Consider the following 23,637-nt stretch of genomic DNA (forward strand, 5'->3'; position numbering starts at 1 on the left):
GTCAGGACTTTGTGATAAGGTGAAGAGTGGTGAAGAGTGGTGCGTAACTCTTCACCTCTCGCACCCCCAGTGTTTATCGGGGTTTCAGCCGATTTGGTGAAGAGTGAAGAGTAAAAAGAAGAGTGGTGCTTTTATAAAAAACTCCCGACGTATCGTTTTGTGCCTGGCAATGGCAGATTATTGCCCTGGTAAGGGGCAATGTTGTGCCATAGTGAGGCAATAAGCGATACAAGCCGCTTTACGCATCGTAAGTACTATCAGAGATACCTGCTAAAACCTACCAGACCTTATCCCCTATTCATCATCGCCCGCCAAAGACTGTATCTCGCCTCGGGATTCAGCTGTTCCAGCTGCTGGAAGATCTGCTGCATATCTCTGCGACGCGTGGTCTCCTCGTACGGACACAGCGCCTTCTGCTTCGTGAATTGCAACTCCTCTGCCACCTCTCGGATATCCTTCTCATGCGCCAGACAGAGGGGACGGATAATGGTGAGCGGATAATGCTTCAACCGCAGACTAGGAAGCATCGTGGAGGCAGAACCCTCGAAGGTGATATTCATCAGGAAAGTTACGAGGATATCATCCATGTGATGACCCAGGGCTATCTTATTGAAACCATTATTCACCGCAAACTCGAAGAGTGTCTTGCGGCGGTTCCAGGCACAAAGGAAACAACGGGTCTTGCGGGGATCGGTGGATTCATCGAAAGAACTATGCAGGATATGGAGTTTGATGCCATTCTCTGCACAAAATGCCTGCAGATAAGAACGGTCGGTCTCGTAAGGGATGTTATCCATAATGATATGCGCCGCCTCCACCTCGATATGCGGCTTATAGATGCGGGCACGCTGAGCCAAGAGGCGCAACAGTTCCAGGGAATCCTTTCCGCCGCTCAAGGCAATGAGAATCCGGTCACCATCCTCCAAAAGGTGATAATCCACGCATCCTTTATTGAATCGCTTTAAAATCTTCTGTTCTGCTTTCATCACATTATATTATATAAATGTAGCCGTACATGATATGAAAGAAAAAAGCCGCTGTCCCCTAGAGAACAGCGACTTTATCAAATACATTCCTCATCCTATAAAGGAGAGAAACGACAATTTAAACTTCGAATATATGAAAACGCGTTTTATCGCTTGATTCCTTCTTACTTAGCGTAAGCTACACTGCGAGTCTCACGAATCACGGTGATCTTCACCTGACCAGGATAGGTCATCTCGTTCTGAATCTTGGTTGCAATCTCATCAGAGAGCTTGATACTCTGCTCATCGCTCATCTTGTCGGCACCCACGATGACACGAAGTTCACGACCTGCCTGGATGGCATAGGTCTTTGTTACGCCAGGATAGCTCATGGCAATAGCCTCAAGATCGTTCAATCGCTTGATATATGCCTCTACAATCTCACGGCGGGCACCTGGACGGGCACCTGAGATAGCATCACACACCTGTACGATAGGAGCCAGAAGGGTGTTCATCTCCATCTCGTCGTGGTGAGCACCGATGGCATTGCAGATATCTGCCTTCTCCTTGTACTTCTCGGCAATCTTGGCACCATAGAGTGCGTGTGGCAACTCGCTCTCCTCGTCTGGCACCTTACCGATATCGTGCAACAGACCGGCACGCTTTGCCTTCTTAGGGTTCAAGCCCAGCTCAGAAGCCATCACCGCACAGAGATTGGCGGTTTCGCGCGCATGCTGCAAGAGGTTCTGACCATAAGATGAACGGTACTTCATCTTACCGATGATACGGATCAACTCAGGATGCAGACCATGGATACCGAGGTCGATGGCTGTACGCTTACCGGTCTCGATGATCTCATTATCCAACTGCTTCTTCACCTTGGCTACCACCTCCTCGATACGGGCTGGGTGGATACGGCCATCGGCTACCAACTGATGGAGAGCCAGACGGCAAACCTCACGGCGCACAGGGTCGAAGGCTGAAATAACGATAGCCTCAGGAGTATCATCTACCACGATTTCCACACCGGTGGCTGCCTCGAGGGCACGGATGTTACGGCCTTCACGACCAATGATGCGTCCCTTGACCTCATCATTATCGATATGGAATACAGAGACAGAGTTCTCGATAGCTGTCTCGGTAGCCACACGCTGGATGGTCTGGATTACAATCTTCTTAGCCTGCTGGTTGGCATTGAGCTTGGCATCATCCATGATCTCATTGATGTAGCTGGCTGCATCAAGACGAGCCTGATCCTTCAAGCTTTCTACCAAGCGGCTCTTCGCCTCCTCGGCACTGAGACCGGAAAGCTCTTCGAGCTTAGCCTGCTCCTGCTTCTGCATCTTCTCGAGTTCCTGCTGCTTCACGGCGAGGAGTTTCTTCTCATTGTCGATGCGCTGCTGATACTGCTCTACCTCCTGCTTGCGGCGACCGAGGTCTTCCTGTCGCTGGTTGAGCGAGATTTCACGCTGCTTGAGCTTGTTTTCACTCTGCTGAATACGGGAGTTGCGCTGCTGCACCTCCTTCTCCAACTCGGCTTTCTTATTGAGGAACTTCTCCTTCACTTCGAGAAGCTTTTTCTCCTTTACCACTTCTGCCTCTTTGCTGGCAGCATCTATCATTTCATTATATTTTCCCTTAATGACATAACGGAAAATGACATACCCCACGATACCTCCCAACACGAGAGCTATCAGGGCCGCTATTATTGTTACCATATATATATTATAATTATTAATATTCTTACTTAGCCAAGGTATCTTCTATCTCCGCAGTCAGCTTGTCCAGAATATCATTATATGGTTGGGTATCATTTTTATCTGATTCCTTCTCGAATCTCAAAGCCACGTCGATGAGAGCCATATACAAAATCTCCTTGTCGCTCTTGCGCCCCTTAAAGATTTTCGCATACGAATTGACGATCTCATCGATCAACTTAGACGACTTACGATAATACTCCTCATCCTCTCTCGGTATTCTTACCGTGAGGTCGGTATCATATACATGTAATCTGATCTGTAATTTATCTTCCATCTGATCTGCCTCCGCTCCAATAGTTATTACTTGTCGCTCAGTAGCGTTATACACTTGTTGACATCTCTGATGAGCTTGGCGATGCGCTTCTGGGTGGTCTCCATGTCGGAGTCGGAAATCGTCATCATCTTCGCCATCTTCAGACTGTCGTAATCATGCTTTGCCTGAGTCAACTTCTCCTGCAATTCCTTGATCTTGGCATCGCGCTCATCCACCATCGCATACAGCTCAGCATTCTCATGCTTGATATCTTCAAACTTGAGAATCATCTGCCTTACTCTTGTGGCAAACGTATTGATTGTTTTCTCACTAGCACTCATGCCTTTTTATTTTTTGGCTACAAATTTAAGAGAATAATTTGAAAAAAACAAATATTCTCCTATTTTTTTATCTTTTTGGGAGAATATTGGCTACTTTCCCATCTTTTGCTTTGCCTTTTCCACCTCTTCATCGGATGGACGTGGCTCCTTCTTTGCCAACATCAGTACCTGGAAGGTGAAATCGGTAACCCATTGCTGGCTGAACTTCAGACGGGTGTTAAAGTGGCGCAAGCCTACCACGGTCTTGAGCACGCTGGCATCCGAGAAATCGTTCTTGTTGAAGATATCGTCCACAGTCTGTGCAGTGAGCTTATAGAGGGTCTTCTTCATGAAGCTTGGCAGACGAAGCTTGAACTTCATCAGGTTGCCCATGAGCATCATCAGATCCTGGGTGAAGTTCTGGAACTGGATGAGATAGGTATTGACATCCTGGAGTTTCTGGCAGTTCTTGCGGATGCTGGCATCAATCTCCTTGAAAAAGTTATCGTCGGTATCATAGAGGTTCTTCATCATCTTCTTGACCTGAGCCTTCTCGCCGATGCCCAGACGGTTGTTGACGGTAGGAACATGGAGGCTGGTCTTGAAGACACGGAGGTCTGGAAGCATAGCCAGATTGGTGATACCTAATTGTGAAGCCAAGGCTGCCTGGAAATATACACGGACCAGGGTCATGTAGTCTTCCATTCCACCTACTTTCTTATCTTCGTCTTTACGACTGAATAGTTTAGAAAATATTCCCATTCTTAATCTTATTTATTCATTAATGTTCTTAAATGTTCTGCAAAAATACAATAAAATCGCAAAATACCCAAATTAAGAAGTAGTTTTTTTCCCTTAAAGTATATTTTTCCTATATTATATGAAGATTTTAGGCTGATTATTTTCACCGCTCAATATTTTTTAGTAACTTTGCCACGTTTTTAAAGACGTTTTTTCTGTTCCGCCCAGAGACTACACTGACTGCGGAACGTGCAACATATAATATAAGGTATAATAAGAACTTTTCCCATTAATAAAGGAAAGAAACAAGAAGAAGATATGAAAGGAATCGTATTAGCAGGTGGTTCGGGTACCAGACTGTACCCTATCACAAAAGGCATCAGCAAGCAGCTGATTCCTATCTTTGACAAACCTATGATATATTATCCCGTATCGGTACTGATGCTGGCTGGTATCAAGGAAATTCTGATTATCTCTACGCCTTTCGACCTGCCTGGATTCAAGAGACTGCTGGGCGACGGAAGCGAACTGGGGGTTCACTTCGAGTATGCTGAACAGCCTTCGCCTGACGGACTGGCTCAGGCGTTCATCATCGGTGAGGAATTCATAGGGAAGGATGACGTCTGCCTCGTGCTGGGCGACAACATCTTCTACGGAGCCGGTTTTACCGGACTGCTGAAGGAGAGCGTGAAGGCAGCCGAAGCAGGACAGGCAAGCGTATTCGGCTACTACGTGAACGATCCGGAAAGATACGGCGTGGCGGAGTTTGACAAGGACGGCAACTGCCTGAGCATCGAGGAGAAGCCGGCACAGCCTAAGAGCAACTATGCCGTAGTGGGACTCTACTTCTATCCGAACAGCGTGGTGGAAGTGGCGAACCACATCAAGCCTAGTGCGCGTGGAGAGCTGGAGATTACCACAGTGAACCAGCACTATCTGGCAGAGAAGACCCTGAAGGTAAGAACCCTGCAGCGCGGTTTTGCCTGGCTTGATACCGGTACCCACGACAGTCTTTCGGAAGCCAGCACCTTCATAGAGGTGATAGAAAAGCGCCAGGGACTGAAGGTAGCCTGCCTGGAAGAGATAGCCTACAACCAGGGATGGATCGGCAAGGAACAGCTGAAGAAACTGGCAGAACCGATGCTCAAGAACGGATACGGACAGTATCTGATGGCTATTGCTACTGACAACAGATAAGCTCTGACTCAAGACTGAGATTTCAACAGAATAAAATAAGAATATCATTAATAGTAAAATGGAAGAAAACAAGAATTACGAACTTGAGGACTTGCAGGAGCAGGAAGAACAGTCGGCGCTCGACTTTCAGACCATCTATTCCACTCTGATCCTGAACTGGAAATGGTTCCTTCTCTCGATTGTTCTCTGCTGTGCCCTTGCAGTGGCTTACGTGAAGCTGGCACCAAAGGTATTCCAGAGTTCTACGAAGATTTTGATCAAGGATGATGAATCCAAGAAGAGCGGCGGTGCTGCCGGTGCAGCGGCTGCGGCGATGTCGAACCTGAGTCTGGGATTCATGTCCAGTTCCAACGGTATCGACAACGAGACGGAAATTCTGAACTCACGCTTTCTAGTACAGCAGACCATCAAGAACCTGAAGCTCTACGCAGAGTACAAGCACGGCGGCATGCTGGTAGATACGCTGATCTATGCCAAGCAGGAAGTAAACGTGGACATGGACACCACCAGCCTGAAGCAGCTGAATGCTCCGATGAAGCTGACCATCACCCGTGAGGGAGGCAGCTACCACGTAAAGGGTAAGTATTTCAAGCCTATCGATGCAGAAACCTTCGAAAAGGCTCCTTACGAAATCAACAAAACCATCGCCAAACTCCCGGCACAGATCAGAACCAAGGCGGGTACACTGACCCTGACACAGAACCCTGTCTATGAGCTGAAGGAAGGTACTGAGCTGAAGGTGGAGATGATATCTCCTTTCAAGGCTTCTAAGGAATACTTCAAGCGTCTGACCATGAACCAGACCAAGAAGACGGCTAACACCGTGGAGCTGACCTTCAACGATGAGAGCAGAGAAAGAGGCGTTGACTTCCTCAATGGTCTGATTGATGCCTACAACTATCAGGCAAACATCGACAAGAACGAGATACAGAAGCGCACAGAAGACTTCATCAACAGCCGACTGGCAAAGATCTCTACAGAGTTGACCGGCAACGATACCAACCTGGAGAAGTACAAGCAGAAGAACCGTATGGTGGACATCGGACTGAACGCCAAGCAGGCTGTATTGAGTTCCGACCAGTTTGACCAGGAGTTGAACAAGGCCAATATGCAGGTGGAACTGCTCAACGAGATCGGTAAGTATATGGATCAGCCAGCCAACAAGTATCAGCCTATCCCTACCAACGTAGGTCTGGAGGATGAGAGTGCTACGGCATTGATCGGACAATACAACAGCCTTGCCCTGACCCGCAAGCAGCTGCTGCACAGTGCGAGCGAGGATTCGCCAGTGGTAACCCCTATCACAGCACAGCTGGAAGACCTGATGACTGCCATCAAGCGAGCTATGTTCCAGGCAAGAATCAATATGAAGATCCAGCGTAACAGCATCGCCGACATGGCAAGCAAATACGAGAAGACCATCGGTGTGACTCCAGAACAGGAGAAGGCATTGACACAGATCGGCCGTCAGCAGTCGGTTACCTCAGGTCTTTACCTGATGCTGCTGCAGAAGCGTGAGGAAACTTCCATGTCGCTGGCATCAACCGCCGACAAGGCAAAGATCATCGAGCCTGCAGCCTTCGTAGATAAGGTAAGCCCTAAGGGAATCATCGCATTGCTCATCGCATTCATCCTGGGTGTTGCCATCCCTGCCGGTATCATCTACCTGCGCGAACTGCTGCGCAACAAGATTCTGGGCCACGACGATGTAGAGAAACTGACTCAGCTCCCTATCATCGGAGACATCCCTACTGCCAGCGCCAACGGAAGCAAGGGTAACATCGTGATACAGGAAAACAAGAGTAACCTGATGTCGGAAATCTTCAGAGGATTGCGTACCAACCTGCAACTGGCAGGTGACGACAAGGAAAAGGTATTCATCGTGACCTCTACCACTACCGGAGAAGGCAAGACCTTCATCGCTTCGAACCTTGCCATGAGCCTCGCTCTGCTGGAAAAGAAGACCATCATGGTGGGACTCGATATCAGAAAGCCTAGAATGGCAGAACTCTTCGGCATCAGCGACCGCCAGCACGGCATCACCAACATCCTTGCCAAAGAGGAATGCAACTGGGAGGAAGTAAAAGATCAGATCGTAGCATCTGGCGTGAACCACAACTTCGACTTGCTGATGGCAGGTCCAACAGCAGCCAACCCTGGTGAACTGATGGTAAGAAAGAGCCTGAAGCAGACCATCGCTCTGCTGAAAGAGCACTACGACTATGTGATCATTGATACAGCGCCTGTAGGTCTGGTAGCAGATACCCTGCAGCTCAGCAAGTTGGCAGACAGAACCCTGTTCGTTTGCCGCGCAGACTTCTCAACCAAGTCTAGCTTCACTTACATCAACAAGCTCGATGAGCAGAAGAAACTGCCAAATATCTCAATCGTAATCAACGATATCGACCTCTCCAAGAAGAAGTTCGCATACAGTTACGGATTTGGCAAATACAGCAAAAACGGCAACCGTTCTTTCGGTTCCTACGGTTTGTTCAGCAACAACACCAATGATGACAGCATCAAGATCTAGATCTTGAATCACGATAAAAAAACGACGTGCAGCACTTGAATCAAAGTGCTGCACGTTTTTTTATGCATCAAAAAAATAGGGCGCATCACAAAAGAATCGTGACACGCCCAAATAATAGAAAATGATAATTACTATAATTAGAAGAACAAGTAGCGGTTATCCACTACGTGAGCCTTCATATAAAGCTCGTTCATGAAGTTGCCGGCATACTGCATAGCCTTCTGGCGGCACTTCTGCTCATAAGCCTTCTCATCGAACTTAACAGGACGGTTGGTCTTGCCAGTAACCTGGAAGAGATAAACACCTGCGTTACCCTTTACTGCGTTAGCTACGAAAGCGCCCTTCTTGGTAGCTGAAACAGCACCAGAAACAGCTGGCTCGCTGGCACCTGTAGCAGAAATGAAGGTTGGAGCTGCAAAAGTAATCTGATTAACGGTAGCAATCTTGGCACCCTTAGCCTTAGCAGCAGCGATGCTCTTCACACCAGCTACCTTAGCCATAATCAGCTCAGCCTTCTTGTCCTTGATGACCTCAGCCTTTACCATCTCCTTAACCTGAGGATCGCTCAAGTCGCGGTAACCGATGCGATGAATCTTATCCAATACTACTACGAGCAAGTGGTTGTTGTCGCCACACTCATACATAGGAGAAACCTCACCCTCCTTGCTCTCGAAGATCCACTTCAAGGCATCACGGGTAGAATGGATGTTGGCTACATAGTGAGTAGCTGTTGTCATATCATTCAGGTTCTGTACGCGATAACCGCTCTTGGTTGCATTCTTCAAGAGATCCTCTGACTTAGGATTAGCACTTACATAGCTAGAGAACTTGTTGAATGCTGTACGGTAAGTATCGTTAGAGAACTGAATCTCCTTCTTGATGACTGCTGCCACATACTTGGTTACCATTGCCTTGCGGTCGCAAACCTGGAGGATGACATAACCCTGACCGAGCTGAAGCTCATTGTATGCATTGACAGAAGCTGTATTCAATGTGTTGATGAATGCCTTGTTGTCCTTATCCATAGTCTGAGCATACTCATACTGCTTGGTAGTCATCCAAGCCTTCTCACCAGTCTGACCATACTTCTTAGCGAGTGCCTCGAAGTCTGCACCAGCAGCAAGAGCGCTGTGGATTGAGTCTGCCTTGGTCTTAGCCTCAGCCTGAGAAGCTGCTGCCACCTGGATGACACGATACTGGATAGAGTCTGGCAACTGCTGCTTGCTCATCAGTTTCACGATGTTCAATGTATTATCAGAAGCATTAACCTTTACTGCAGAAGTAGCACCTACAGCCATAGAATCGATAGCCGAAGCAATGTCTGATGGCCAAGCCTCCTTGCTCACTGGGATACCCAGGTAAGCTACAGTAGAAGCTGACTTGCGAACAAGCTCTGCAGGATCAGCTGCAGCAGCGAGCTGTGCATGATACTCAGCAAACTCCTTGTTGAGTGCTGCACGGTCGGTCTTGGAAGCCTCAACCTGAACATCGATGAACTTGATATCTCTGCTCTCTACAGGCTGCTTGAAACGAGCCTTCATCTCGTCATACTTAGCCTTCAGGTCGCTCTCCTCTACCTTCACCTTGTCGTCCTGAACATCAGAATAAGGGAAGGCAGCCAACTGGATCTGGCTCTCCTCGTTCTCCTCCTTGAAAGCCATCTTAGCCTCTACAGGGTTTGAAAGGAAGCAGTGTGCCAGGAGTGACTGATACTTCTGAGCCAAAGTCTGCTGACGGAGTGTCTTCTCGATGAATGACCAGTAGTTGAAAATCTTGGTGTACTGTTCCATCATCTGAGGATTAGCAGATGGGTTAGCCTTCTGAGCCTTGTAATCAGCCAGGAACTTCTGGAGAGAAGATGCGTCGAAACGACCTGTCTGCTGATTTACGAATGGAGTCTGCTGAAGCATTGGGTTTGTACCAGTCTTCAAGATATCCTGAAGCTCTGCGTCTGTTACGGTAAGACCCAACTTGCTAGCCTCCTGGGCAATGATCTGGTTCTGTACGTATGTATTCCATACCATGTCCTTCACCTGATTCATCTGCTCCTCAGGAAGGTTTTCCTGACCTTGTTGCATTTTAATAACCTCTGTGTACTCATCAACGAGCTTCTGGAAATCCTGCACGCTGATTTTCTCGCCATACACCTCACCGATTTGCTGACGCTCATTGTTCTTTGCAGAATCGCAAGAGCGGAAAGCTTCCTCAGCAATGAAGGCGAAAAGACCGAAACTGATAATACATACCAGTATCACGCCTCTTTTTCTAATTGTTCCTAATGCTGCCATTACGTTTTAATTATTATTATTATTTTATTTTTTCCTTATTAGGATTGTACTGCTTTTGATGCAAGTAGCCAATTGGTTGCAAAAATACAAAAATAATACGAGAAAAGGGAATTTTTCGGTATCTTTTTTGGCTGAAAACGCAAAAAAGTCGAAAAATTCCCTCTTCTCATCCAACTATTTGATGACGTGGAGTTTCACAAGTTCTATCTTGCGGGATGTGGACTTGATAATCTTAAACTCAAACTTGTCGAATTTAATTACTTCATTCAGCTTCGGGAAGCTCTGATATTCGTGAAGAATGAGTCCACCCAGAGTCATATACTCATCACTCTCCGGAAGATCCAGGTCGAACAGATCGTTCACCTTGTCTATTTCCAGACGAGCCGACAGCAGATAGTCGCCGTCATCGGTCTTCTTGGCTACATACTTCGCAGAATCGTGCTCATCCTCGATATCGCCGAAGATCTCTTCCACGATATCCTCCAGACTCACCAGTCCGCTGGTTCCGCCAAACTCATCTACCACAACGCCCAGCGACTTCTTCTGCTGCAGGAAGGTCTGCATCAGCTTCTGCGCCTGCATGGTCTCCGGCACGAAAGGCATCGTGCGGATATGATCCTGCCATCTCTTCGGATTGTGGAAGAGTTCAGAACTGTGGATGTAGCCCACGATATGGTCGATATCATCCTCATAGACGATGATCTTGGAGTTTCCGCTTTCGATGAACTTCTGGCGGAGTTCCTCCAGCGAGGTATCAATCTCCACCGCCTGAATCTCGGTACGTGGCACCATACAGTCGCGCACCTTGGTATCTGAGAAATCCAGGGCGTTCTGGAAAATCTTCACCTCGTCGTTGATCTCGTCCTCATTGGTGGCATTGTCGATGCTCGACTGCACCAGATAGTCAAGATCTACCTTAGAAAAGCCTTCATCCCCCTCTTCAGACTCCATCTTCATACCCACCATGCGCAGCAATCCCTTGCTGAGGAAGGTACTGAACTTGCTGATAGGCCAGAGAATGACGTAGCACAGATACGCAAACGGACTGAAGATGGACAGCAGTCGGTTTGGATTCGACTTGAAAAGCGTCTTCGGCAGGAACTCACCCGTAAACAACACGATGAGTGTAGAGAGAATGGTATCGCAGGTAACCTTGACACCATCATCCAGACCAGCAAAGATGGTATTATCAAACAGACGGGCTATCAGGATACCATATACTACGAGGGCTATATTGTTGCCCACCAGCATGGTGCTGACGAATCCGTTGGGATGATTATAAAAGAGCGACAAGAGTCGCTGCGTAAGTCCGTTTTTCTCCTTGTCCATTTCCGCCAACATACGGTTGGAGGAGACGAAGGCTATTTCCATTCCACTAAAGAATGCAGAAAACACCATCGTGATGAGGATACTCACTATCAGACTTATATCAACTTCTTCCATGATACATTATATCGTTAAAAAACATATTTCCTCCTACCCTATCAATGCATGACAGGAATGGTGGTGGCTCGTTGCGGTGTTGCCGGCTGGCGCATAGGCGCACTGGTAGAATCGGATGATGAAGTAGAAGATGAACTGCCTCCACCACCGAAGTCGTCCTTCTCGAAGCTACCCTTAGAATTGCTCACAAAATAGCGGGTCATACGCTCATCGCTCCAGAAATAGGAACCCTGAAGGGTACGCTCCGGAGTAACGAGTTTACTGAACACATGGCTGGAGAGTTCATGCTTGTTCTCATCCCAGGTGAGCTGCTCGCTGGTAAAACGAAGACCATCCTTAGTGAGGATGCGCACACGGCCATAAAGCTTCCAGACACGTTCCTGATCAAAGTAATAAGCCGTATCGCACTGGATATAACTGTTGATGTGGAACTTCTCGTCAAACTGTTCGAGCAGCATACCCTTATCAAAAATCCAGCGGGAAGGCACACGGTTGGTATTCACCTCCCATCGCTCGGTAACGATGCGGTACTTGATGACACCCGAATCACTGATGAGCGTATTGACGCCATACGAAGTCATCATCGCCACAGAGTCTCTGTTGTGGATAGCAGGCGCAGTATGTTCTACCGGATTCTGGCAGGCAACCAAAACCCAGGAAACTATGACACCTATTACTATGAAATATTTAATCTTATACATTATTATATATATAGAAGATGTGGCATCTCCCGAAGAAGACACCACAATATGGGCAGATTACTGCATCTTCCACTTCTTGAACCAATCCTCGTTGAAAGTGAATCCGATGTTCAGGCGGAAGATATTCTCCTTGATAAGTCCGGTAGCCGAATTCTTCACCCACTGGCCGCTGATATTCAACTGCGAACGGTTGTTGTAGGAGTTCATGATAGGAATACCGAAACCGGCACTTACAGAAAGCTCCTTAGGGCCATCCACGCCGTTCACCTTATAATATGGTGTAGCAAAGCTCACACCGGCACGGTAAGCCACACGCTTGAGAAAAGCACGGCTGCGCTCACCATAGCAGTACTGGAATCCGACATTCACCTTGCTGCGATCCTTATACACCCCATCGCGCAATGCCCAAGGCTCGCTGCTGTTAGCCTCGTAGGTAGGATAGCCCAGGCTGCCCCATTTCTGCAGACTGTAATCTACACCAATCTTCCACTGGTTGTTGTGATTCCACATCAAACCGGCGCCATACATCGTAGGCAACTCGTAGGCATTCTTGATGCTGAAGGCAAGTGTATCAGATGTACTGGTCTGCACATTGGAAGAAATGATGCTCATATCGGCATCGGCATGCAGGTTATGACCTGGCGAATAAGTGACACCCAGGGTTACCTCATCCTTCTTCGACAACTTCTGGGTATATTGCACACCCAGGTCGATCTTGTAGTTGTTCACACGAGTACCATAGGTGCGGTAAAGAGACTTATAATAGCTGTTGCTATAGTAGTTCTGCACGGTTCTGTCGATGGAACCCCAGATATAGCCAATATTGGCACCGACAGACAAGCCCTTGAGCGGAGACCAGCCGGCACCCACATATACCTGATGCAAACCGCCTTCACCCTCGTAGGAGTTGGTGTAGGTAACATCCTTGTCGTTCTTGTTCACCCATCCGCTGGTAGAATAGTTGTATCCCACGTTGGTGAAAGGGATAATACCGAAACTCATACCCAGATGGCGGAAGAGGCGGAAGCCTGCTACCACATATTCGAGATTGGAGTTATTGGCATTCTTCTTCACCCCGTTCTCGTTGAAGTTGGTTACCTGACCCGAGATACCTGCATCCAGGATGAAAGTCATGGAGTCGATGGCAGCATAGGAAGCAGGGTTCAGATAGTTAATCTGATTATGCTCATGAAAACCAAGTCCAACACCATTCATACCACGGTTGAAGCCAGAAGTCTGTTCAGACAAAACGCCTAAACCATACTGGCTGTATGGAGAATTAGTACCGCTTTGGGCATTAACCATAAGAGTAGAACCCAACAAGAGGGCTGCTAAAATAAACTTTCTCATTTATATATAAATCAGTCAAAATTATATTCAGAGTGCAAAAGTATTAAAAAAAATCTAGAAAAAAGAAGGATATTCCAAAATAATAAGTTATTTTTGCATCGTGAAACGATTTAAGCATATTTTTGGCGTCATTTTAGCGGTTATTTTAACCAATTTAACTACTAATGTGACAGCACAGGATTTTTCAGGCTATCAGACTCCTGACATTTCTGTGCAGAACAGTCGTGTCAATGAGGATGCTACATCCTGGCTCGACTCGGTAGATATTTCGCTCCTCACCTGCGGACCAGGCAACGAGGTATGGTCGTACTACGGTCATTCAGCCCTGCGCATCCAGGACAAGATGCACGGAAGCGACGTGGCAGTCAACTGGGGCATGTTCAGTTTCAGGCAGAACTTCTTCATCCTGCGCTTCGTATTCGGACTCACCGACTACCAGATCGGCATTTACCCAATGACCGACTTCCTCGCCGAATATGCAGCAGAAGGAAGATGGGTACGCCAGCAGCGCATCAATCTCTCCAGGGACGAGAAGATCAACATCCTGCATGCCATCGAGGAGAATGCCAAGCCGGAGAACCGTACCTACCGGTACAACTTCTTCTTCGACAACTGCACCACCCGTGCAAGGGAGATGATTCTCACCAACATCGGTTACTGCAACACCAACTTTGATGATAAGGAAACCCAATCCACCTATCGCCAGGAAATCCACAAGCTGAACGGAGACCACCGATGGAGCCGTTTCGGCAACGACCTGCTCCTGGGCTATCTTTCCGACCGGCCTATCAGCAAGCGTGAATGGGAGTTCCTGCCGGACAACCTGAGCCGTGACTTTGCCACAGAAGGCAGAAAAGACAATATGAATGCGACCCAGGATCTGGCAAGCACCCGATACTACAACGGCAAGGAGGGCTATATCACGATGGTAGATAGCACCAGCTACCTGATACCGAAGCAGGCACAGGTGACAGAATCGGAACCCATCACCCCAATCATGGTGGCAACATTCATCGCCATCATCATCATAGGCGTGAGCATCATCGAATGGCGCAAGAAGAAGAACTTCTGGGGGTTTGATGCCTTCCTGCTCATCTTGACGGGTCTGCCGGGCATTATCCTCTTTGCGATGATCTTCTCGCAGCACCCTACCGTGCAGATCAACTTCCAGCTTCTGCTGCTGAACCCAGTGAACCTCATCTTCGCTTGGAAAACCATCTCGAAGATGAGAAAAGGCAAGCTCTACTGGTATTACGAGGTATGGGGATGGTGCCTGCTCGTAGCATTGCTCCTGCAAATCTGGCAGAGCTATGCCGAAGGAATGAGCACTTTGGCATTCTCTTTGCTGATGAGATATGCGATTAAGTCAACCCTGCTCGACCTCAACAGCAGCAAGCTGGCTATACAGAAACAATTAATGAATAAACTCAGAAAAGACAAGTAGAGACACTTCTCCAAACCGAAACAGAGAGAAGATGCTCTAAAAAAGACTTTCAAAAGTTACATAAATAAAGGAAATAAAATGATGGTAAACAGATATATCACAGCCCTTTTGGTTGTCCTGGCGGCAACCGGCATGGAGGCGCAGACTTATCAGCAGGCGCTGAAGTTTGCGCTCACGGATATATCCTACGATGAATTCATCCAGCAACCGGAGGCGAAGGCATTGGAGGAGGACATCCTCTATGTCATCAAAGCCATCAAGCAGGCTTCCGAAGAGGAAAACATGTCAGAGCATCATTACCATCAGGCAGCTGTGCTTGCAGCTGTCAAGACTGACATTCTGACAGATTCACATTTAAATATTTGTTTTCACCCCGTTGTGGTGCATAAGTACAAAGCACCCTTCGGAAGCATTGTTATTCGAGGTCCAAACTGCTGATTATGTGCTTTCTGACTGCAAAACTAGCAAGAAATGCAGCCAGAAAGGGCAATAATTGGTAAAATATTGCAGATTTACAGATATTTTTTGTATTTTTGCAAGCTAGTAAACAAACAACAGGAAAAAGCAGAAGAGGAAAAAGGACTGACAGACCACATTTGTCTTAGCTCCTAAAACTCCCTAACTTCTCTAACTCCTATATCATACATCGAATAATAATAAAAAATAAATATACAATGAACTTTAACAAAATTCTTCAGTCATTGTTTGGCAACAAGTCAACTCGCGATATGAAGTTGATCCAGCCAATCGTAGAGAAAGTCAAGGCAGAATACCCTAAGATGAATGCCTTGAGCAATGACGAACTTCGTGCAAAAACAAAGGAACTCCAGAAGTACGTACAGGAGTACGCTAAGGAAGAGAAGGCTAAGATTGCCGAACTCAAAGCTAAGATCGAGGACACTCCTATCGACGAGCGTGAAGGTATCTTCAACCAGATCGACAAGTTGGAGCAGGAAGTACTCGACAAGTATGAGGTTGCACTCAACGAGGTTTTGCCTCAGGTTTTCGCTATCGTAAAGGATACAGCACGCCGCTTCGCTGAGAACGAGGAGACCGTAGTTACTGCTACAGACTTCGACCGCGAGCTGGCTTCAAACCCAGCCAACGACTTCGTGACCATCGACGGTGACAAGGCTATCTATCACAACCACTGGACTGCCGGCGGCAACGATATGAAGTGGGAAATGATCCACTACGACGTTCAGCTCTTCGGTGGTGTCGTTCTGCACCAGGGTAAGATTGCCGAGATGGCTACTGGTGAGGGTAAGACCCTCGTAGGTACCACCCCTATCTTCCTCAACGCATTGACTGGTAACGGTGTACACGTAGTAACCGTGAACGACTACCTGGCTAAGCGTGACTCTGAATGGATGGGACCTCTCTATATGTTCCACGGCCTCTCTGTAGATTGTATCGACAAGCATCGTCCTAACTCCGACGAGCGCCGCAAGGCATATATGGCAGACATCACCTTCGGTACCAACAATGAGTTTGGTTTCGACTACCTGCGTGATAACATGGCTACCAACCCTAGCGACCTGGTACAGCGCCAGCACAACTACGCCATCGTCGATGAGGTTGACTCCGTGCTGATCGATGATGCCCGTACTCCATTGATCATCTCTGGTCCTATTCCAAAGGGCGACGACCAGATGTTCGAGCAGTACCAGCCACTGGTAGAGAAGCTCTACGAGGTACAGCGCAAGCAGGCTACCGAGTTGCTCGCCGAGGCTAAGCAGAAGATTACAGAGGGCGGCAAGACCAAGAACCAGCAGATGCTCGAGGAAGGTTTCCTCTCACTCTACCGTTCTTACAAGGCGCTGCCTAAGAACAAGCCATTGATCAAGTACCTCTCTGAGGAGGGTATCAAGGCAGGATTGCTCAAGACCGAGGAATTCTATATGGCAAACAACAACCGTGAGATGCCTAAGGCTGTTGAGCCTTTGTACTTCGTGGTTGATGAGAAGCTGAACTCTGCCGACCTGACCGATAAGGGTACAGAGTGGTTGGCTAAGCAGGTGAACGATAGAGAGCTCTTCGTATTGCCTGATATCACTACACAGATGAGTGAACTGGAAGCTCGCACAGACATCTCAGACCAGGAGCGTCTGGATATCAAGGACGAGTTGCTGGCTCACTACGGCGTACAGAGCGAGCGTGTTCACACCTTGCAGCAGCTCTTGAAGGCTTACACCATGTTTAATAAGGACGATGAGTATGTTGTCATGGACGGTCAGGTGAAGATCGTGGATGAGCAGACAGGTCGTATCATGGAGGGTCGCCGCTGGAGCGATGGCTTGCACCAGGCTGTAGAGGCTAAGGAGCATGTAAAGGTAGAGGCTGCAACACAGACCTTCGCTACCATCACACTCCAGAACTACTTCCGTATGTACCACAAGCTCGCAGGTATGACCGGTACGGCAAGCACCGAGTCTGGTGAGTTCTGGGATATCTATAAGCTCGATGTAGTTGAGATTCCTACCAACCGCCCTATCCTGCGTAAGGACTTGGATGACCGTGTATATAAGACTGCCCGCGAGAAGTATCGTGCCGTCATCGATGAGATTGAGGAGACACGCAATGCTGGTCGCCCAGTATTGGTTGGTACCACATCTGTAGAAATCTCTGAGTTGTTGAGCAAGATGTTGAAGATGCGCAACATTCCTCATAATGTATTGAACGCCAAGCTGCACCAGCAGGAGGCTCAGATCGTAGCCGAGGCTGGTCGCTCAGTAAATGGCAAGGGTGCCGTAACCATCGCTACCAACATGGCAGGTCGTGGTACCGATATCAAGCTGACCCCAGAGGTGAAGGCTGCAGGTGGTCTCGCCATCATCGGTACAGAGCGTCATGAGAGCCGCCGTGTTGACCGCCAGCTCCGTGGTCGTGCCGGACGTCAGGGTGACCCAGGTTCTTCTGTATTCTATGTATCATTGGAGGATAAGCTGATGCGTCTGTTCGCTTCTGAGCGTATTGCCAAGGTAATGGACCGTCTCGGTTTCGAGGATGGCGAACGTATCGAAAGCCCAATGATCAGCAAGAGCATCGAGCGTGCACAGCGCAAGGTTGAGGAGAACAACTTCGGTATCCGTAAGCACCTCTTGGAGTATGATGACGTGATGAACCGTCAGCGTACCGTTATCTACGAAAAGCGTCGCCACGCCCTGATGGGTGAGCGTATCGGTATGGATATCGCCAACGTAATCTGGGACCGCGTACTGAACATCGTGAACAACAACGACTTCACCGGTGCCAAGGAAGAGTTCCTGAAGGTTCTCGCCATGGAGATTCCTTTCACAGAGGAGGAATACGAGAACGGCAGACGCGACGAGATGGCAGAGCGTGCCTTCCAGGAGGCTATGGCTGCCTTCAAGCGCAAGACCGACCGCATCCAGGCTACAGCAATGCCTATCATCAAGCAGGTGTATGAAAACCAGGGTGCGATGTACGAGCGCATCATGGTGCCTATCACCGACGGCAAGCGTATGTACAACATCGCATGCAACCTGAAGGAAGCTTACGAGACTGAGGCAAAGAACGTAGTGAAGGAGTTCGAGAAGAGCGTAGTACTCCACATCATCGATGATGACTGGAAGGAGAACCTCCGCAAGCTCGATGAGTTGAAGCACTCTGTACAGAATGCCAGCTACGAGCAGAAGGACCCATTGCTCATCTTCAAGTTGGAGAGTGCAAAGGTATGGGACGCTATGATCAATGATATGAACGACCGCATCGCCAGCATCCTGATGCGTGGTCAGATTCCTGTCATGGAGCAGGAGCAGCCAGTTCAGGAGGCAGCACCAGAGCAGCACACCCAGCAGAACTACGTAGAGAGCAAGGTGGATATCGATGCAGAGCGTGCAGCACAGGAGGCAGCAGCCAACCAGGATACCCGAGAGGGAGCTGACCAGGTGAACCGCACTCCATACCGTGCCGAGCATATGCCTCGTCCTAACGATCCATGTCCATGCGGCAGCGGAAAGAAGTTCAAGAACTGCCACGGCAGAAACATCTAATCACCAGAAAGGATGATAAGTGATGACAACGAAATCTTGCCATCACAAGAAATAATGATAAGAATACCTAGATTTGATGATACTCTCATCATTTCTAGGTATTTTTGTTATAAATAACTTCATTGCTACCGAGTTGCAAATAATTATTAGTATTTTTGCAGTCGAAAAGAAAAAAGAGCTGGCAATAAAGCCAGTTTCTAGAGAAAATAAGGTTAATTCAAGGAAAGATATATGAAATTATCAGAACTTAAAACAGGTGAAAGCGCCGTTATCGTCAAGGTTTCAGGACACGGTGGCTTCAGAAAGAGAGTCATTGAGATGGGATTCATCAAGGGAAAGAAGGTTGATGTGCTCCTGAACGCCCCACTCCAGGACCCTGTGAAATACAAGATTATGGGTTACGAGGTGTCACTCCGACACAGCGAAGCTGACCATATCGAGGTGGTTTCCATCGAGGAAGCCAAGCATGATGCACAGCTCTGCAAGGCGGAAGAAGAAGACCGCCAGCAGGTAATTGACTCAAAAGTAGTAGATTCCAACGATAGCGACGAGCAGGCGCTCGGCGACAAGATGCTCGTGGCAGAAAGAAAAGACTCTGCCAGCAACGAAGCCTTGGCAGAACAGGAAGCAGAAAGACTCCACCGCGTCATCAACGTGGCACTGGTGGGAAATCCAAACTGCGGAAAGACTTCATTGTTCAACTTCGCATCGGGTGCTCACGAACGTGTGGGCAACTACAGCGGAGTAACCGTGGATGCCAAGGTGGGCGAAGCTGAATACAACGGCTATCACTTCAATCTGGTAGATTTGCCGGGCACCTATTCGCTTTCAGCCTATTCTCCAGAAGAACTCTATGTACGCAAGCAGCTCATCGAGCATACGCCGGATATCGTCATCAACGTCATCGACACCAGCAACCTGGAGCGCAACCTCTATCTCACCACTCAGTTGATAGACATGCACATCCGCATGGTCTGTGCCCTCAACATGTTTGATGAAACCGAAAAGCGTGGCGATAACATCGACTACGACAAACTGGGCGAACTCTTCGGTATCTCGATGATTCCTACCGTCTTCACCAATGGTCGAGGCGTGGATAAGCTCTTCGAGACTATCATCGAACTCTACGAAGGCAAGGAAGATTCCAGCGCTCACTATCGCCATATCCACATCAACCACGGACATGAGATAGAGCACGGCATCGAGCATATCCAGAAATATCTGAAGGCAGATGATTCCATCCGCCAGCGCTACTCTACCCGTTACCTCTCCATCAAGTTGTTGGAGAATGATAAGCACGCAGAGGAATACATAAGTCATCTGAAATCGGCCAAGGAAATCTTCGCAGCCCGCAATGAGGCAGCCAAGCGTGTGAAGGAAGAGACTCTGGAAGATAGCGAAACCGCCATCATGGATGCCAAATACGGTTTTATCCATGGCGCATTGCAGGAAGCGGGCTATGAACCGGGCAAGGCAAAGGATACCTATCAGGTAACCCATCTCATCGACAGCATCCTGACCAATAAATATGTAGGCTTCCCTATCTTCGTCCTCCTGCTGTTCATCATGTTCTCAGCCACCTTCGTGCTGGGCGAGATTCCTAAGGGATGGATTGAGGACGGCGTGGCATGGCTGGGCGAGTTCATCAGCAATACAATGCCGGATGGACCAGTGAAGGATATGCTGGTAGATGGTGTGATTGGTGGTGTTGGTGCGGTCATCGTATTCCTGCCACAGATTCTGATTCTGTATTTCTTCATTTCTTATATGGAGGATTCGGGATATATGGCTCGTGCCGCCTTCATCATGGATAAGCTGATGCACAAGATGGGCCTACATGGCAAGTCATTCATCCCGCTGATTATGGGATTCGGCTGTAACGTACCAGCCGTGATGGCAACAAGAACCATCGAGAGTCACCGTTCCCGTCTGATAACGATGCTGATATTGCCATTGATGAGCTGTTCGGCTCGCCTGCCAATCTACATCATGGTCATCGGAACATTCTTTGCCATCCAATACCGTTCGCTCATCATGGTATCGCTCTATCTCATCGGCATCTTCCTTGCGGTGATATTGAGCCGCATCTTTGCCAGTTTCGTGGTGAAGGGCGAAGATACTCCATTCGTAATGGAGCTGCCTCCTTACCGCTTCCCTACCTGGAAGGCGATAGGCCGCCATACCTGGGAAAAGGGTAAGCAGTATCTGAAGAAGATGGGTGGCATCATCCTCGTGGCAAGTATCATCGTCTGGGCTTTGGGCTACTTCCCTCACAATGAGGAACTTGACAACCAGGCACAGCAGGAGCAGAGCTATATCGGCAGAATCGGTAAGACCATCGAGCCTATCTTTACCCCACAGGGTTTTGACTGGAAGTTAGATGTGGGCTTGGTTTCCGGTGTAGGTGCCAAGGAGATTGTAGCCTCAACAATGGGCGTGCTCTACAGCAACAACGACAGTTTCTCTGATGATCAGGATTACAACGATGAAGACGGAAAATACGAGGTTTTGAAGAAGCAGATGACTTCTGATTTGAAGAAGACCTACGGTTACAGCGATGCCGAGGCGGAATCTAAGGCAACGCTCACCGCCTACTGTTTCCTCCTCTTCGTATTGCTCTACTTCCCTTGCATCGCCACGATAGCAGCCATCAAGGGCGAGACGGGCAGTTGGAAATGGGCAGGCTTCGCCGCCGGCTACACCACGCTATTGGCATGGGTAGTATCAGCCCTGGTCTTCCAGATAGGAAGCTTGTTCATCTAATATAACAACGTAAATTCAAACAAAAAGGGTGTGACTAGTCGATTAGTCACACCCTTTTTGTTTGTTGCTCATAAGAATGAAGGCCGTTCTTACCTGCAGGAAATGTCAGGAGTAGCAGGAAAGTTCTTGGTAAGCCATAAGAAAAATGTTTCTGTCCCTAATAGAAATCTATGTTCAGCAGTATTGAACCTATGTTCAGCAGTGTTGAACTTATGTTCAGCAGTGTTGAACTTACATTCAGCAGTGTTGAACATAGAATTCCATTAAGGGCAGAAACAATTATCATTAAGGGCAGAAACAATTACCATTAAGGATAAAAAGAAATATCGTGGTGGATAACATCACTATGAATCATATTCGCCAGCAGTCAAGATATTCTCTTTTCCACCTTTGCGGCAACAAACGCGATCATCAGACCCAGGCAGGCGGCAATACTGATGGCGATGCGGAGACCGGTAGCCTCAGCAAGCCATCCGATAACCGGTGGTCCTACCAGGAAACCGAAGAAACTGATGCTCGAAACGATGGTGATGGCAATGCTCGCCTTGATGGTTCCCAGTTTTCCGGCGATACTGTAACAGATAGGCACCGATGAAGAGATGCCGAAACCTACCAGCAGGAAGCCCAAAGTGGCAGGAATCAGATAAGGCAAGGCAGCAGCCAGCCACAAACCGCCCAATATCAAAGCACCACAAACCTTCAACACCCTGGCTGGGCCGTATTTCGTAACAAAGCCATCGGCAAGGAATCTACCCAGAGTCATCGCTCCCATACCTGCCACATAGCCCGCACGGATAAAAGCCTCATCGGGTTTTACTACTGATGAGAAATACACACCACTCCAATCGTAAACAGTACCTTCACAGAACATGCCGGCAAATCCCATCAATCCCAGGAGAAACAGAATCGGGTCAATGGTCTTGAAAGAGAACTTCGGCACATCCTCCTCTTCAGCCTTTGCCGTAGCATCATCTACCAGATATCTGAATCCGATGGCGATAATGAGAAGACTCATCACCAAGACAGCTCCAAAGTGAACCTCTATCGGAAGCAGGGTATTGGCAAAGACGGCTCCGATGATACCGCCCGAGAATCCGCCCAAACTCCACAGACCATGAAAAGAAGACATGATGTTGCGCCCATACATTTTCTCCACCAGACAAGCCTGCGTATTGGTAGCGATGTTCATCAGATTCGCCATCATTCCGAAAGCCATCAGAGAAAGAATCAGCTGGAACACCGTACTGCTGCTTCCCATACAGAACAACACGAAAGCATAGAGCACCTCAGCAAGCAGAATCATCTTCCTGCTGCCAAACTTACTCACCAAAACGCCCGAGAAAGCCATCATCAGAAGCTGGCCGATAGGAATGGCAAAAAGCACCGTTCCCAACTGGCCGTTGCTCAAGTGCAACATCTGTTTAACATCCGGAATACGGCTTGCCCAACTGGCAAACACCACTCCCGGCACAAAATAATAAGCCGCAACAGCCACTCGCTTGCGGGCTAAATCTCCCAAGTGATTCAAACTTACAGTCATCCCTATTAATACCTTTATTTATATATACCTATTTTATTTGCGGCTGCAAAATTACAAAAAAAAGCAGAAAAAGAGTGATATTTGAACAAAAAATATAGCTCGGTATGAGATTTTTGACGTACCTTTGCACTCAGAAAAAGAATTAAAAACAAACTAGCAATGAAGAAACAAACACTGATTACCCTGGCACTCGTCATGCAGCAGCTTTCTGCATTGCCTTGCGTCTTCTAAATATCGTAAGTACTTGCGTCATATATCAGAACATATCTGTGTGGCAATAGGTGGCAACAAGAAAGCACCTTATTGCCACCCATTATTCTATCTGA

16 protein-coding genes are annotated in these 23,637 nt (G+C 48.0%); 6 read left to right on the forward strand and 10 right to left on the reverse strand.

Annotated elements, in window-relative coordinates; genetic code table 11:
• Positions 1 to 287 precede the first annotated feature (287 nt).
• The 5 genes from CFT61_RS09505 to CFT61_RS09525 all read right to left on the reverse strand — a co-directional run bounded on the left by CFT61_RS09505 (position 288) and on the right by CFT61_RS09525 (position 4,060).
• Positions 288 to 986 carry a tRNA 2-thiocytidine biosynthesis TtcA family protein gene (locus CFT61_RS09505; protein WP_089544206.1) on the reverse strand — a complete coding sequence of 233 codons (699 nt, stop codon included), beginning with the start codon at positions 984 to 986 and terminating at the stop codon, positions 288 to 290.
• Positions 987 to 1,150: 164 nt separating this feature from the next.
• Entirely contained in the window at positions 1,151 to 2,683 is a 1,533-nt protein-coding gene (gene rny, locus CFT61_RS09510) for a ribonuclease Y (RefSeq protein ID WP_089544207.1), read from the reverse strand.
• 25 nt (positions 2,684 to 2,708) lie between these two features.
• A complete protein-coding gene (locus tag CFT61_RS09515; protein ID WP_089544208.1) occupies positions 2,709 to 2,999 on the reverse strand; it encodes a cell division protein ZapA in 291 nt (96 codons plus the stop codon).
• Between the two features lie 26 nt (positions 3,000 to 3,025).
• The gene (locus tag CFT61_RS09520) at positions 3,026 to 3,319 is read right to left on the reverse strand and encodes a hypothetical protein (protein WP_089544209.1); all 294 of its coding nucleotides are present in this window, start codon (positions 3,317 to 3,319) and stop codon (positions 3,026 to 3,028) included.
• 90 nt (positions 3,320 to 3,409) lie between these two features.
• Positions 3,410 to 4,060, reverse strand: coding sequence for a hypothetical protein (locus CFT61_RS09525; RefSeq protein ID WP_089544210.1), 651 nt, complete (start codon positions 4,058 to 4,060; stop codon positions 3,410 to 3,412).
• Between the two features lie 297 nt (positions 4,061 to 4,357).
• On the opposite strand from CFT61_RS09525, the gene rfbA reads away from it, so the two are divergent.
• Positions 4,358 to 5,236: a glucose-1-phosphate thymidylyltransferase RfbA gene (gene rfbA / locus CFT61_RS09530; RefSeq protein WP_089544211.1), complete on the forward strand. Its 879-nt coding sequence runs from the start codon at positions 4,358 to 4,360 to the stop codon at positions 5,234 to 5,236.
• Positions 5,237 to 5,294: 58 nt separating this feature from the next.
• A complete protein-coding gene (locus tag CFT61_RS09535; protein WP_089544212.1) occupies positions 5,295 to 7,766 on the forward strand; it encodes a GumC family protein in 2,472 nt (823 codons plus the stop codon).
• Positions 7,767 to 7,903: 137 nt separating this feature from the next.
• Here CFT61_RS09535 and CFT61_RS09540 read toward each other — a convergent pair whose 3' ends face one another.
• From CFT61_RS09540 to CFT61_RS09555, 4 genes are all read right to left on the reverse strand, one after another.
• Positions 7,904 to 10,054: a peptidylprolyl isomerase gene (locus CFT61_RS09540; protein WP_089544213.1), complete on the reverse strand. Its 2,151-nt coding sequence runs from the start codon at positions 10,052 to 10,054 to the stop codon at positions 7,904 to 7,906.
• Positions 10,055 to 10,228: 174 nt separating this feature from the next.
• The gene (locus CFT61_RS09545) at positions 10,229 to 11,497 is read right to left on the reverse strand and encodes a hemolysin family protein (protein ID WP_176425568.1); all 1,269 of its coding nucleotides are present in this window, start codon (positions 11,495 to 11,497) and stop codon (positions 10,229 to 10,231) included.
• Between the two features lie 41 nt (positions 11,498 to 11,538).
• On the reverse strand, positions 11,539 to 12,198 hold the full coding sequence (lptC, locus tag CFT61_RS09550) for an LPS export ABC transporter periplasmic protein LptC (protein WP_142990605.1): 660 nt from the start codon (positions 12,196 to 12,198) through the stop codon (positions 11,539 to 11,541).
• Between the two features lie 57 nt (positions 12,199 to 12,255).
• Positions 12,256 to 13,548, reverse strand: coding sequence for a hypothetical protein (locus CFT61_RS09555; RefSeq protein WP_089544215.1), 1,293 nt, complete (start codon positions 13,546 to 13,548; stop codon positions 12,256 to 12,258).
• Positions 13,549 to 13,714: 166 nt separating this feature from the next.
• Between CFT61_RS09555 and CFT61_RS09560 the strand changes: the two genes are divergently transcribed.
• The 4 genes from CFT61_RS09560 (at position 13,715) to feoB (ending at position 21,771) form a co-directional block, all read left to right on the forward strand.
• The gene (locus CFT61_RS09560; RefSeq protein WP_254918925.1) at positions 13,715 to 14,992 is read left to right on the forward strand and encodes an Lnb N-terminal periplasmic domain-containing protein; all 1,278 of its coding nucleotides are present in this window, start codon (positions 13,715 to 13,717) and stop codon (positions 14,990 to 14,992) included.
• Between the two features lie 78 nt (positions 14,993 to 15,070).
• Positions 15,071 to 15,430 (forward strand): hypothetical protein, encoded by a 360-nt coding sequence (locus CFT61_RS17265; protein ID WP_254918926.1) that lies wholly within the window; start codon positions 15,071 to 15,073, stop codon positions 15,428 to 15,430.
• Between the two features lie 236 nt (positions 15,431 to 15,666).
• Positions 15,667 to 19,008, forward strand: coding sequence for a preprotein translocase subunit SecA (gene secA / locus CFT61_RS09570; RefSeq protein WP_089544217.1), 3,342 nt, complete (start codon positions 15,667 to 15,669; stop codon positions 19,006 to 19,008).
• 231 nt (positions 19,009 to 19,239) lie between these two features.
• Positions 19,240 to 21,771 (forward strand): ferrous iron transport protein B, encoded by a 2,532-nt coding sequence (feoB, locus tag CFT61_RS09575; RefSeq protein WP_089544218.1) that lies wholly within the window; start codon positions 19,240 to 19,242, stop codon positions 21,769 to 21,771.
• A 367-nt stretch (positions 21,772 to 22,138) separates the two neighbouring features.
• On the opposite strand, the gene CFT61_RS09580 is transcribed toward feoB, so the two are convergent.
• A complete protein-coding gene (locus tag CFT61_RS09580; RefSeq protein WP_089544219.1) occupies positions 22,139 to 23,311 on the reverse strand; it encodes an MFS transporter in 1,173 nt (390 codons plus the stop codon).
• Between the last annotated feature and the right edge of the window lie 326 nt (positions 23,312 to 23,637).

This window comes from Segatella copri (assembly GCF_002224675.1).
Taxonomy (GTDB): Bacteria; Bacteroidota; Bacteroidia; order Bacteroidales; family Bacteroidaceae; genus Prevotella; species Prevotella copri_U.